The organism is Stenotrophomonas maltophilia, from assembly GCF_002799245.1.
Classification (GTDB): domain Bacteria; phylum Pseudomonadota; class Gammaproteobacteria; order Xanthomonadales; family Xanthomonadaceae; genus Stenotrophomonas; species Stenotrophomonas maltophilia_S.
The window spans coordinates 538,348-551,150 of the sequence record NZ_NEQV01000001.1 but is presented as its reverse complement, the minus strand read 5'-3'; the positions used below and the strand labels follow the sequence as shown (position 1 = coordinate 551,150).

12 protein-coding genes are annotated in these 12,803 nt (G+C 67.6%); 1 reads left to right on the top strand and 11 read right to left on the bottom strand.

Annotated features, from left to right (window positions below; all coding sequences use genetic code 11):
* Positions 1-129: 129 nt before the first annotated feature.
* The 8 genes from B9Y64_RS02530 to B9Y64_RS02495 form a co-directional block, all read right to left on the bottom strand.
* Complete coding sequence (locus B9Y64_RS02530) at positions 130-2,550, bottom strand: TonB-dependent receptor domain-containing protein (RefSeq protein ID WP_100439372.1); 2,421 nt, start codon at positions 2,548-2,550, stop codon at positions 130-132.
* A 145-nt stretch (positions 2,551-2,695) separates the two neighbouring features.
* A complete protein-coding gene (locus tag B9Y64_RS02525) occupies positions 2,696-3,097 on the bottom strand; it encodes a hypothetical protein (protein ID WP_100439371.1) in 402 nt (133 codons plus the stop codon).
* A gap of 164 nt (positions 3,098-3,261) precedes the next feature.
* Positions 3,262-3,939: a Fe2+-dependent dioxygenase gene (locus B9Y64_RS02520; RefSeq protein WP_100439370.1), complete on the bottom strand. Its 678-nt coding sequence runs from the start codon at positions 3,937-3,939 to the stop codon at positions 3,262-3,264.
* A 10-nt stretch (positions 3,940-3,949) separates the two neighbouring features.
* A complete protein-coding gene (locus B9Y64_RS02515; protein ID WP_100439369.1) occupies positions 3,950-4,669 on the bottom strand; it encodes a tetratricopeptide repeat protein in 720 nt (239 codons plus the stop codon).
* Between the two features lie 68 nt (positions 4,670-4,737).
* Positions 4,738-7,026 carry a TonB-dependent receptor gene (locus B9Y64_RS02510; protein ID WP_100439368.1) on the bottom strand — a complete coding sequence of 763 codons (2,289 nt, stop codon included), beginning with the start codon at positions 7,024-7,026 and terminating at the stop codon, positions 4,738-4,740.
* Positions 7,027-7,178: 152 nt separating this feature from the next.
* Complete coding sequence (locus B9Y64_RS02505; RefSeq protein WP_100439367.1) at positions 7,179-7,583, bottom strand: hypothetical protein; 405 nt, start codon at positions 7,581-7,583, stop codon at positions 7,179-7,181.
* Positions 7,584-7,757: 174 nt separating this feature from the next.
* A complete protein-coding gene (locus B9Y64_RS02500) occupies positions 7,758-8,090 on the bottom strand; it encodes a non-heme iron oxygenase ferredoxin subunit (protein WP_061479221.1) in 333 nt (110 codons plus the stop codon).
* The gene (locus B9Y64_RS02495) at positions 8,087-8,626 is read right to left on the bottom strand and encodes a GNAT family N-acetyltransferase (RefSeq protein WP_100439366.1); all 540 of its coding nucleotides are present in this window, start codon (positions 8,624-8,626) and stop codon (positions 8,087-8,089) included. The genes B9Y64_RS02500 and B9Y64_RS02495 overlap by 4 nt, the downstream gene beginning before the upstream one ends.
* A gap of 209 nt (positions 8,627-8,835) precedes the next feature.
* Between B9Y64_RS02495 and B9Y64_RS02490 the strand changes: the two genes are divergently transcribed.
* The gene (locus B9Y64_RS02490) at positions 8,836-9,486 is read left to right on the top strand and encodes a transposase (protein WP_100439365.1); all 651 of its coding nucleotides are present in this window, start codon (positions 8,836-8,838) and stop codon (positions 9,484-9,486) included.
* Positions 9,487-9,501: 15 nt separating this feature from the next.
* On the opposite strand, the gene B9Y64_RS02485 is transcribed toward B9Y64_RS02490, so the two are convergent.
* Genes B9Y64_RS02485 through sufC form a run of 3 tightly spaced genes read right to left on the bottom strand, consistent with a single transcriptional unit; the run spans position 9,502 to position 12,781 of the window.
* Positions 9,502-10,758 (bottom strand): cysteine desulfurase, encoded by a 1,257-nt coding sequence (locus tag B9Y64_RS02485; RefSeq protein ID WP_100439364.1) that lies wholly within the window; start codon positions 10,756-10,758, stop codon positions 9,502-9,504.
* A complete protein-coding gene (gene sufD / locus B9Y64_RS02480; protein WP_100439363.1) occupies positions 10,755-12,017 on the bottom strand; it encodes a Fe-S cluster assembly protein SufD in 1,263 nt (420 codons plus the stop codon). The genes B9Y64_RS02485 and sufD overlap by 4 nt, the downstream gene beginning before the upstream one ends.
* On the bottom strand, positions 12,017-12,781 hold the full coding sequence (gene sufC, locus B9Y64_RS02475; RefSeq protein ID WP_032957818.1) for a Fe-S cluster assembly ATPase SufC: 765 nt from the start codon (positions 12,779-12,781) through the stop codon (positions 12,017-12,019). Before sufC ends, sufD begins: the two co-directional genes overlap by 1 nt.
* Positions 12,782-12,803: the final 22 nt, after the last annotated feature.

Below are 12,803 nucleotides of genomic sequence, written 5' to 3'. Positions count from 1 at the left end.
GCGCCGACCAAGGTCGGCATCTACCAGGTCGGGGCGATGCCGGCCAACGGCCGGCAATCCCGCGGATCAGTAGATCCACGCCATGCGTGGATGGAGCGCCGGCCAAGGTCGGCATCCACCAGACCGCGATCAGAACTTCGCGTTGAGCGAGATCCAGTAGCTGCGGCGCTGGTCCTTGGTCGCATAGTCATCCACGCAGTTGAACTCGCTCTGGCTGATCAGCAGGCACGACTGCGAGACGAAGTCCTTGTCGAACAGGTTGTTGACCCGCGCGTTCACCGTCAGCCATGGCGTGGCCTTCCAGCTGCCACCGAGATGGAAGATCGTGTAGTCCTCGTAGTAGCGGGTGTGGCTGGCGCCGTTGGCGTCCAGCAGCGTGTCGCGGTAACGGTCGTAGCGGCCTTCGCCGATCAGCGACAGGCTGATCGCTTCGTTGACCTGCCAGTTGAGGCTGGCGTTGGCCATGTGCCTGGCCGGCATCGTGCCGCTGATCGGCAGGCCCTTCTGCGCGCCACTGGTCTGCTCGCTCCGGGTCCAGGTGTAGTTGCCGCGCAGTTGCAGGGAGTCGAGCAGGTCGACATGCGCGGCCAGTTCGGCACCGCGGGTCTCGGCCTTGTCGATGTTCACGCTCTGGGTGAAGGTGCTGTAGCCCAGTGCCGCCCAGCCCGGGCCGATGTCCACGCAGTAGCCGCTGCCGGCGCGCGCCACTTCGCAGTTCGGGAAGGTGCCGCCGCTGGCGATCTTGTCCTCGAACCTGTTGAAGAAGCCGGTGACGTTGAAGCCCCAGCGCTGGCCTTCGTAGTAGGCGGCCAGCTCGTAGTTGGTGCTGGTTTCAGGCTTGAGGTTCGGCGACCCGACCAGCGGCAGCACGCCCTGGCCACCGAAGCCGGTGATGCCCGGGAACAGCTGGTCCGGCCGCGGGGTCTTGTAGCCGGTGCTGATGCCACCCTTGAAGGTCCACGCGTCGCTGGCGTTCCACACCAGGTAGCCACGCGGGCTGACATGGCTGCCGAACACGTTGTGGTCGTCGTAGCGCAGGCCGAAGGTGGCGGTGAGGGTGTCGGTCAGTGCCCAGTTGTCCTCGGCGAACAGTGCCCACATGCGGTGCTTCTGCTTGACGTTGCTGCGGTAGCCGGCGCCGTCCATGCCGAACACGCCGTCGACCATGTCGGTGTCGTTGTACTGGCCACCCACGGTCAGCTTGTGTGCGCCGAAGTCCAGATCGAGCATCGTGTCGAGCACGTAGCCTTCCAGTTCCATGGTGCGCAGCGGGCGCGGCAGGAATGCCTGCAGGCGCGCCATCTCGCTTGGGTTGAGCGCGGTCAGCGCATTGCCACGGCCGGCGGCACAGTTGTTGGCGGCACCGGTGCGGCGGCAGACGTCATTCCACAGCGTCTGCAGGTTGGCGCGCTCGTCCAGGGTCAGCGGCAGCGAGCGGCCGAGGTTGCTGCTCTTGCTGTGGGTCAGCGAGGTCTGCCAGGTGCCGAAGCTGTAGCGGCCCTGATGGGTCAGCGACAACTGGTCGCGCTCGTAGCGCTGGTAGGCGGTGTAACCCACGCGCGGCTGCACCACGCGGCGGGTAAGCGTGCCGTTGCCGTTCGGGTTGGGAATGACCGCATTGCCGACGCGCCACAGGCTGGCCAGGCTGTCGAGGGTGCCGGTCTGCCCTTCGCTGTTGTCGAACTTCTGCCGCGACACGTCGTAGTCCAGCCACAGTTCGTGATCGTCGTTGACGCGGAAGTCCAGGCGCACGCCGCTGTTCCAGTTGGTGTTGGCGACCGACTTGCCGCCACCGCCGAAGCCGATGCTGCGTTCCCACAGGGTGCCATCCGGCAGCGGCAGCGCATCCCATTCGGGGTTGGAGGCCTTGGCGTCGTAGTAGCTGCCACGTACCGCCAGGCTGAGGCGGTCCTTCAGCAGCGGGCCGCTGAGGTACAGGTCGGTGGTGCGTGCATCGCCGAACTGGTCGTCCTGCTGCACGGTGAAGCCCTGGGTCAGCGCGCCGTGCCAGCTGTCCTGGTTGCGGCGGGTGATGATGTTGATGACGCCGCCCATCGCGTCCGAGCCGTACAGCGTGGACATCGGCCCGCGCACGACTTCGATGCGTTCGATTGCATCCAGCGGCGGCAGGTAGGCGAACTGGCCGCCACCGAAATTGTTCGGGTAGATCTGGCCGACATTGCTCTGGCGGCGGCCGTCGATCAGCACCAGGGTGTACTCCGACGGCAGGCCGCGCATCGACACGGTGGCACGCCCGTTCTTGTCGGTCGCCTCCAGGCCGACATCGATGCCTTCGACGTCGCGCAGCGCATCGACCAGGCTGGTGTACGGGCGCTTGCTCAGTTCCTCGCGGCTGACCACGCTGATGCTGGCCGGGGCATCGATCACCTTCTGTTCGAAGCCGGAGGCGGTGACCACCACCTTGTCCAGCGTCTGCGGCGCGCCTGCGGCGTCACCGTGGGCGAAGGCGGGGCTGGCGAAGGCCGCCAGCACGGCGCTGGTCAGCAGGGGGCGGGACAGGGACGAACGGACACGATGGCGCTGGGCCATGGCAGTTACCTCGAAGGATGCAGGGTGGTGCATTGCCGTGCGCGAAGGGCGCGGCAGGCACGGAAGGCCCGGTCAGGGGCGGCAGGGATGAAGCAGGCAGCGGCGTGCAGGCGCGACCGCGAAGGCGGTCACGCCGGGCCGTGGATCAGGCGAGCGGCGGCGCCTGGCCGCGTTGCTGGCGACGTCCGGGCGCATCGGCCCAGGGCGTGTCCGGAGCGGCCAGCGGCCAGTCCGGGCGCACGCCGGGCATGGCCGGCGTGGCGGGTACGAGTTCGAGTTCAGTGCGCAGCCATTGGCTGGCCAGCAGCAGTGGCGGGCGTGCCTTCTCGGCCGGCTTCACCGGAGCGGAGGCGCAGCGGCGCAGCTTGGCCGGCGCTTCTTCCTGCAGGGGAGCTTCGCCACCGCGCTCCTCCAGCGGCATCTGCACGGCCAGTCCGGCCTGGGCCTGTGGCAGCAGCGGCAGGGTGCCCAGCAGCAGCGCCAGCATCGCCACCCATGCCAGCAGGCTGGCCAGCGCGGGACGCTGGCCGCGCATGGCGGTGCCCATCTTGCGATGGATGAGTGGGCGAGGGCGAAGCGGGCGCAGCAAGCGGGGGTCCCCAAGGGTCTGCCGGCAGCGGCCGGCATCAACGGGGCGTGATTGTAATGAGAGCTGTTAGCCGTTGCAAATGAGAATGATTGCCAAAATGTCGCAGTCCCGCCAGACGGGACTCAGACTTCGCTCCAGCGCCGCAGCAGGTTGTGGTACACGCCGGTCAGCTGCAGGACCGCCTCTGCGTCGCCGCCGGTCTGCCGCAGGCGCTCGATCGATCCATCCATTTCCCATAGCAGGCGCCGCTGCACATCGTCGCGGATCATGCTCTGTACCCAGAAGAAGGAGGCCACGCGCGCGCCTCGGGTGACCGGCCGCACCTGGTGCAGGCTGCTGGACGGGTACACGATCAGGTCGCCGGCCGGCAGCTTCACTTCGTGCTCGCCGTAGGTATCGCTGATGATCAGCTCGCCGCCTTCGTATTCGTCCGGCGCCGACAGGAACAGGGTGCAGGAGATGTCCGAACGCAGCTGTTCGCCGTTGGCCAGGTTCATCACCGCGCCATCGACATGGAAGCCATAGGTGCCGCCACCGCTGTAGCGGTTGAAGCGCGGCGGCAGGTACTTCAGCGGCAGCGCGGCGCTGAAGAACAGCGGGTGCCGGGCCAGTGCGAGGAGGATGACCTCACCGAGCTCGCGGCGCAGCGGCGAAGCCTCGGGCAGTTGCTGGTTGGCCTTGGCCTGCGCGCCCAGATGGCCGACGGTTTCGCGGCCATCGGTCCAGTCGGCAGCATCGAGGCGGCGGCGGAAGCCGGCCACCTGGTCGGCGCTGAGAATGTCGGGGATGTGCAGCAGCATGCGGGACTCCTCAGAGGGACGGCGGTGCGACCAGGGCGCGCACCTGTGGATGCGGCGAGGCGGCCAGTTCCGGCACGATGTGCGCCATGAACGCCGGGCTGCCGTGGGCCAGAGCAAGCTGCAGCCAGTGCACTGCCTGCTCGACCTGGCCGGCCTGCAGCAGGATCGAGGCGTAGTTGGCCTGGCCGCGGAAATCACCGGCCTCGGCCGCGCGCTGGTACCAGGCCAGTGCTGCCTGCGGATCGGGTGCGGTATCCAGCCCGTCTTCGAGGTGGCGGGCCAGCAGATTCATCGACTTGGCGTGGCCCAGGTGTGCGGCACGGGTGTACAGGGCCAGTGCCTGCGCGCGGTCCTGTGCCACGCCGCGGCCGGTGGCCAGCAGGTTGGCCAGGTTGTACAGGCCCCAGTCCAGCCCGGTGTCGGCCGCACGCCGGTACCACACGGCCGCCAGCGCCGGGTTGGCGGCCGTGCCGTGGCCCAGCTCATGGCAGCGGCCGAGCATGTTCATCGCCATCGGAGCACCGTTGTTGGCGGCGGTTTCGTACCAGAGCAGCGCAGCCGAGGCGTCCTGCGCGGTGCCTTTGCCGTCCATGTGCATCTGCGCGAGCAGCAGTTGTGCATCGACCTGTCCGGCCTGCGCGGCGTCGCGTACGTGTGCGAACGCGGCCTGCGGATCGTGCTGGAGCAGCTCGGCCAGGGCGTCGCTGTCGATCGGGGTACGGGTAGCCATGGGGTGAGTATCGCCGGAAACAAAAACGGCGGCAGGAGACCCTGCCGCCGTGGTGGAGCGAAGCTACATCAGAACTTCACGTTCAGTGCCAGGGTGGCCGAGCGACCCGGGGCGATGCTCGCGTAGTGCGAGGCATAGGCCTTGGTGAAGTAGGTCTTGTCGGTCAGGTTCTGCACGTTGAGCTGCAGGCTGATGTTGTCCTGGATCGCGTAGCTGGCCATCGCGTCGAAGCGGGTGTAGCTGGCGATCCACTTGGTGTTGGCCACGTCACCGTACTGCTTGTCCGAGTAGAACGCACCGGCGCCGATGGTCAGGCCGATCGGGAAGCGATAGGTGGTCCACAGGTTGGCGCTGTGCTTGGCGGTGTTCGGGAACTCGTTGCCGTTGTACGGCGACGGCACGTAGACGTTGGACGGGCAGGTGCGGCCCGACACGGCGCAGACAAAGCCGTTGTCCTTCAGCTCCGAGTCCAGGTAGGTGTAGCCGCCGTACAGGCTCCAGGCATCGGTCAGCTGGCCGGTGAAGCCCAGCTCGAAGCCGTTGATTTCCTTCTTGCCGGCGTTCTGGCTGGTGCCGTTGTCGATGGTCACGCGTGCGTTGTTCATCACGGTGTGGAAGATCGCCGCGGTCAGGTTCAGGCGCTTGTCGAACAGGTCCCACTTGGTGCCCAGTTCGAGGCTTTTGGTGTCCTGCGGCTTGAGGTCGGCCACGGCGGCGCTCAGGCCGTCCGAACCGTCACCACCGTCCATGCCCGGCGGGGTCGAGGAGGTGCCCCACGACAGGTAGATGCTGCCGTTGGCGGCCGGCTTGAACACCACGCCGGCCTGGTAGTTCAGGAAATCGTTGCTGTTGCGCACGCGGGTCGGCGCCGCACCGGCCACCGGGGTGGTCAGGGTGGTGCGGAAGTCGTCGTAGCGCAGGCCGAGGTTGACCATCCACTGCTCATTGAGCTCGATGGTGTCGAACACGTAGGCCGAGGTGGTCTTGGTGCGCTGCTCGACGTCCAGTGCCTTGTCGCTGCGGTACACCGAATGGGTGGCCGCCCACGGATCACGCGGATTCGGATTGGCGAAATCGGTGCAGTTGTAGCCGGTGGCGGCGCCGGTGGTCGGGCACTTGCTGTTGCCGGTGAGCGGGTTGCTGGTGCCCGGGGTCATCAGATAGCTGCCACGGGTCATCTTCTCGTCGCTGTACTCCACGCCAGCGCTGTAGCTGTGCTTGAGCGCACCGGTCTGGAAGGCACCGGTCAGGCCCAGCTGGTCGGCGAAGCTCTTGACGTCGACGGCGCGGCTGTTGGTACGGCGCCACAAGGTGCCGTAGTTGTTCGGGTTGCCCTGGCTGTCGTCCGGCTGGGTCCACAGGTAATCGTTGCTGGTGTTGCCCAGGCGCGCGATGTTGCGCAGCTTGTGGCCGCCGAAGTCGTAGCTGGCGTCCAGGGTGCTGATGTCGGCGCGGGTGCGCTGGAAATCACGGTCGACCAGGCCGTAGTAATTGTTGCGGTCCGGCACCATCGGGCGGCCATCGACCCACTTCGAGGCCGGCGCACCGTTCGGGTTGCCGTACGGGAACCCGCCCGCGTCCGGCAGGTCATCGCTCTGCATGTGGTAGTGGCTGGCGATCAGCTGCGCCGGGCCGTTCAGGCCGAACGCGATCGACGGCGCGATGCCCCAGCGGCTGACATTAGCGGCGTCGCGGCCGGCGATGTCCGATTCGTGCTTCATCAGGTTCAGGCGGGCGGCGATGCCATCGCCCAGCACGTAGTTGGCGTCCACGGTGCCGCGCGCGTAGCTGTCGGTGCCGATGCCCATGCTGGCGCTGGTTTCGTTCTTCAGCTTCGGGGTCTTGCTCACCAGGTTCAGGCTGCCACCGCCGGAATCACGGCCGCCATAGGCCGAGCTCGGGCCCTTGACCACTTCCACCTGCTCCAGGTCGAAGATTTCGCGGGTCTGCGAGCCGACGTCGCGCAGGCCGTCGACGAAGACGTTGCTCTGCGAATCGAAGCCACGGATGAAGGGGCGGTCGCCGGTCGGGTTGCCGCCTTCGCCGGCACCGAACGTGATGCCCGGCACCATGCGCAGTGCATCCTGCAGGTTGGTCGCACCGGTTTCGGCGATCAGCTTCTCCGACACGATCGACACCGACTTCGGGGTGTCCAGCAGCTCGGCGGTGAACTTCGGCGAGGACGGGTTGAACCAGCTGCCGCGCACCTGGACCTTGTCCAGGTCGGTGGCCTTGCTGGATGCAGCGTCAGCGCTGTCGGCAGCCTGCGCGGCCAGCGGCGCGAAGCCGGCGGCCAGAGTGGCGGTGGCGAGCAGGGAAACACGCGGGGCGTACTTGCGGGACGTGATGTGGGTCATGGCGGTAGGTAGTGGCTTGGATCGGGAAAGGGCGAGGGCGGGCCGGCGCAGGTGGGCGTGCGGCGACAGGCGGGAAGTGGGTTGGGTAGGGCCGAGCCATGCTCGGCTGGCAGGACACGCAATCAGGCGCACGGCAACGGCCGCAGGTCGCCTCAGCTGGCGTGCGGTGCGGGCGGAGCGTGGCCGGGGTTCAACCGCAGTGCGGGATCGTGCAGCTGCCAGCGCAGGGCGTCGGAACGCCACAGCGGGATATGCGCGACCAGGGTGGCGCGCGCGGGGGCGATGCCGGTGCAGGGCGTGTTGCCCTCGCCATCAAGCGGCGGCTCCGGTGCCGGTGCGGCGTGCTGCGGGCATTCTTCTGCCGGCGGCGCCGGCATCGGCATGACCTGGCGCAGATCGTCAGCGTGCGCCTGCCAGCCATGGGCAGACGGGCTGTTGCCGCGTCCTTCGTGCAGGGCCGACCAGCCCAGCAGCAGCGTCAGCAGCACGGCCACAGCCAGCGGCCACCCCTTGCGGGCGAGCTGGCACAACGTGGCAGTGGGCGCGGGCGAAGCCATGGCGCGAGGGCGGGATCGTTACGAAGATGTTACTCAGGATAACATCAACGATAATGATTCGCATATGCGGGATGTGGCGGGCCGCCGGGGCGGCCGTGGAACGCCCTGGGAAGGCCCTTGCGGGCCTCCCGTAGATCCACCCCATGAATGGATGCCCCGGGTCGGGGCGCGGCCTCAATCGCGGTCGTCGCGGGTCCAGACGGCGTCGTGCTCGCGCTTCACCGGGAACTTGGGCACGGGCGTATAGGCCGGGGCGCAGAGGGCACGGCCATCGCGCACGTCGAAGCGTGCGCCGTGCAGTACGCACTCCACGCTGCCTTCGGCGGTGTTGAATTCGCCCGAGGACAGCTCGAACTCCTCGTGCGTGCACTGGTCTTCCAGCGCGTACAGCTCACCGTCGAGGTTGAACACCACGATCGGCGTGCCGGTCACTTCGTCGAACACGCTCTTCATTTCACCGGGCAGCAGCTCGTTGCCGGCACACACGAAGGTCCAGGTATCGCTCACGCGGCCGCTCCGGCCAGCGATTTCTCCAGGATCTCAAAGCGCAGGTCGTCGCGCTTGGGGATGCCGAAGCGTTCGTCGCCATACGGGAACGGCTTCTTGATGCCGGTACGCTGGTAGCCACGACGCTCGTAGAAGGCGATCAGTTCGTCGCGCACGTCGATCACCGTCATCTGCATCACCGGCACGTTCCATTCGCGTGCGGCGTGCGCTTCGGCGGCGTCCATCAGCAGCTTGCCGACGCCGCCGCCCTGCTGGGCCGGATCGACCGAGAACATGCCGAAGTAGCCCTTGCCCTCAACGTCGGCAACATGGGCGCAGGCCACCAGGTGGCCCTCGCGCTCGGCCAGCAGGATGGTGGAGCGGGGGCGGTCCAGGTCGGCCTGGATGCCTTCGGCGTCGATGCGGGCGCCATCCAGCAGGTCGGCTTCGGTGGTCCAGCCGACGCGGCTGGCGTCGCCACGGTAGGCCGAGGTGACGAGGGCGATCAGGGCGGGGATGTCGGCCGGCGTGGCGGCGCGGAAGGTCAGGGTGCTCATGGAGCCATTCTAGGTGGGGCGTGCGCGGGCGCAAATGGGGGACTTGGGGTCAGATCCCTTTCGCTGTGCGAAAGGGATCTGACCCCGGCGTCTACCGACCCAACGGCAGGTCATGGACCGACTGGCACGGGCGCGGGATCGACGGATGCTTGGGGCCAGATCCCTTTGCGCAGCAAAGGACGCTGACCCCTTGTTTCCAGGAGGAGCCCATGCCAAGGCCACGACGCATCGATGCGCCCGGTTACCCGCAACATCTCGTCCAGCGCGGCAACAACCGCCAGCCAGTGTTCTTTACAGATGACGACCGCATCGCCTATCTGCGCCTGCCAAGTCATCACGCAAGCCAGCAGCACTGCCGGATCCACGCTTATGCGCTGATGGACAATCACGTCCACCTGCTGGCGACGCCTGATGCGTCCGGCGGGCTGTCGCGGATGATGCAGGCAGTGAGCCGGACCTACGTGCGCCGGGTGAATGATCGGCAGGGCCGCACCGGAACCCTGTGGGAGGGGCGTTTCCATTCCACGCTGGTGGATACGGATCGCTATCTGCTGGCCTGCCAACGCTATATCGAACTGAACCCGGTTCGAGCGGGGAGGGTGGTGCGCCCAGGGGACTATCGCTGGTCGAGCTATCGGGCCAATGCGCAGGGCAGGCCGAATGCGCTGCTCGAGCCGCACTCGGCATTTGAGCTGATCGCTTCTGATGCGGATGAACGGCGTAGGCGCTATGCGGAGTTCATCGAGGCGGGTATTCCGGCGGGGGATCTGCTGGCGATCCGGCGGGCATTGCAGTCGCAACGGCGGTTGTCGGGAATACTGATGGGGTCAGATCCCTTTCGCTCCGCGAAAGGGATCTGACCCCGACTGCCGGGCTCAGCCCAGCAGCTTGCGTACCTTGGCCAGGGCAGTCATGAAGCGCTCGATCTCGGCGTGGGTGTTGTAGAACGCCAGCGAGGCACGGCAGGTGGCGGCGACGCCGAAGTACTGCAGCAGCGGGTGCGCGCAGTGCTGGCCCGAGCGCACGGCCACGCCTTCCAGGTCGAGCAGGGTCGCCAGGTCGTGCGCATGCGCGCCATCGATCAGGAACGAGACCACGGCGGCCTTCTCCGGCGCTTCGCCGATGATGCGCAGGCCGTCGACGCGGCGCAGCTCTTCGGTGAAGTGCGCCAGCAGCTCGGCTTCGCGGGCTTCCACGTTGTCCTGGCCAAGCTGCTGCAGGTAGTCGGCGGCCACGCCCAGGCCGATGAAACCGGCGATGTTCGGGGTGCCGGCTTCGAACTTGTGCGGGGCGTCGTTGAACACGGTGCCGTCGAAGCTGACTTCCTTGATCATCTCGCCGCCGCCGAGGAACGGCGGCATCGCGTCCAGATGCTCGCGACGGGCCCACAGCGCACCGGTGCCGGTCGGGCCACACATCTTGTGACCGGTAATGGCGTAGAAGTCGCAGCCGATCGCAGCGACGTCGACCTTGCGGTGCGGCACCGCCTGCGAGCCATCGACCACGGTGACGATGCCGCGCTTGCGCGCTTCACGGCAGATCTCGCGCACCGGATTGACCGTGCCCAGCACGTTGGAGACATGGGTGACCGCCAGCAGCTTGACCTCCGGGGTCATCGCCGCGCGCAGTGCATCCAGGTCGAGCGCGCCGTCGGGGGTGATCTCGGCCACGCGGATAGTGGCGCCGGTACGCTGTGCGACCAGCTGCCACGGCACGATGTTGGCGTGGTGCTCCATGCGCGTGATCAGGATCACGTCGCCGGCCTTCAACCGCGGCAGCGCCCACGAGTAGGCCACCAGGTTGATGGCGAAGGTGGTGCCGCTGCACAGCACCAGGTCGCTGGGGCGCACGTTGAGGAAGCGCGCCAGCTTGTTGCGCGCGCCTTCGTAGGCGTCGGTGGCTTCGCTGCCCAGTGCGTGCACCGCGCGGCTGACATTGGCGTTGTAGCGGCGGTAGAACTCGTCCACCGCGCCGATCACCTGCACCGGCTTCTGGCCGGTGTTGGCATTGTCGAAATAGACGAGCGGCTTGCCGTGCACTTCACGCATCAGCAGCGGGAAGTCGAGGCGGACGCGGTCCCAGTCGGGGGCGCCGGTGGGGGTTTCGATCGGGCGCGGCGTGGACAGGTTCATGCCACACCCGCCTCGGCCAACGCCTTGTCCAGGCGGCGTGCCAGCTGGGCACGCAGCGCGTCGGGCAGGATCTTCAGCGGCTCGTGGCAGAACGCGGCGCTCAGCAGCGCCTGCGCCTGGGCCTGCGGCAGGCCGCGCGAGCGCAGGTAGAACAGCGCATTGGCATCGAGCTGGCCGACGGTCGCACCGTGTGCGGCCTTCACTTCATCGGCGTCGATCACCAGCGTCGGCTGGGTGTCGATCTCGGCATCGGCCGACAGCAGCAGGTTCTTGTTGGACAGGTTCGCGTCGGTGCCATCGGCGCCTTCGCGGATCTGGATGCCACCATGGAACACCACGCGGCTGCGGTTGGCAGCGACGCCGCGCCACAGCAGTTCGCAGTTGGTATCGCGCGCGATGTGGTCGATGCCCAGGCGGGTCTCGACGTGGCGGCGGCCATTGCCGAGCAGCACGCCGTTGGCGGTCAGCTGGGCATTGTCGCCTTCCAGGCGCACGTTCAGTTCATGGCGGCTGAGCGCGGCGCCCAGTTCCAGGTCGACGCGGTGGTACTGCGCGTCGCGGGCCAGTACCGCGTCGGTGCGCAGGAAGCTGGTCTGGCGTGCGCTGCCGGCCTGCACGCGAGCGTGCTTGAGCACGCCATCGCGGGCGACATGGGCATGCAGCACGGTGTTGTCCAGGTGGGCCGAATCACCGACGCTGAAGCGATGCTCGACCACGCCGAGGCTGGCGCCGGCATGCAGTTCGATCAGGTGGCGGTGGTGCCAGGCCAGATCGGCTTCGCCAGCGACACTGGCGAACACCAGCTGCAGCGGCGTTTCCACCTGCACGCCTTCATCCACGCGCAGCACCACGCCTTCATCGGCCAGCGCGGCGTTGAGGCGGGCGAAGATCTCTTCGCTGCGCTCATAGCGGCGGCCAAGGAAACGCACGGCGTCGTCGCCGGCAGCCAGCGCCGCCGACAGCGGCTGCAGCTGCACGCCGGACGGCAGCGCCTGCACATCGCTCAGCGCGGCATCCAGGCGGCCGTTGACGAACACCAGGCGCGGCGCCGGGATGTCTTCCAGCAGCGCGGCGTCCAGCGCCGGGCCCTGCAGCGGTGCCGCAGCGAACGCACGGCGTTCCAGCTGGCGCAGCGAGGTGTACTTCCAGGCTTCGTTGCGGGCGGCCGGCAGGCCATCACGCAGGGCTGCATCCAGCACTTCGCGGCGCGCATCGCTGCCACAGAAGGCCTGGGCCATCGAGTCGAGCAGGGCGCTCATCAGACCGCCGCCTCGGGCACGACCCGGTCCTTCAGGAAATCGTAGCCGTGTGCTTCCAGTTCCAGCGCCAGTTCCGGGCCACCGCTCTTGACGATGCGGCCGTCGGCCAGCACATGCACCACGTCCGGCTTGATGTAGTCCAGCAGGCGCTGGTAGTGGGTGATGACCAGGAACGAACGGTCGGCGCCGCGCAGCGCGTTGACGCCGTCGGCCACGCTCTTCAGCGCGTCGATGTCCAGGCCCGAGTCGGTCTCGTCCAGGATCGCCAGCTTCGGTTCCAGCACGGCCAGCTGGAAGATCTCGTTGCGCTTCTTCTCGCCACCGGAGAAGCCTTCGTTGACGCCACGATGCAGCAGTTCGTCCTTCAGGTGCAGCACGGCCAGCTTCTGGCGCACCAGCTTGAGGAACTGCATGGAATCGAGTTCTTCCTCGCCGCGTGCCTTGCGCTGGGCATTCAGTGCGGCGCGCAGGAAGTAGGTGTTGTTCACGCCCGGGATCTCCACCGGGTACTGGAACGCCAGGAACAGGCCGGCAGCGGCGCGCGCTTCCGGGTCCTGCTCCAGCAGGTCGACGCCGTCGAACTGCACGCTGCCTTCGGTCACTTCGTAGCCGTCGCGGCCGGCCAGGACATTGCCCAGGGTGGACTTGCCGGCGCCGTTCGGGCCCATGATGGCGTGCACCTGGCCGGGCTTCACATCCAGCGACAGGCCCTTGAGGATTTCCTTGTCGCCGATGCGGGCGTGGAGATTTTCGATCTTCAGCATGGTGGGGTTTCCGTGGGGCGGG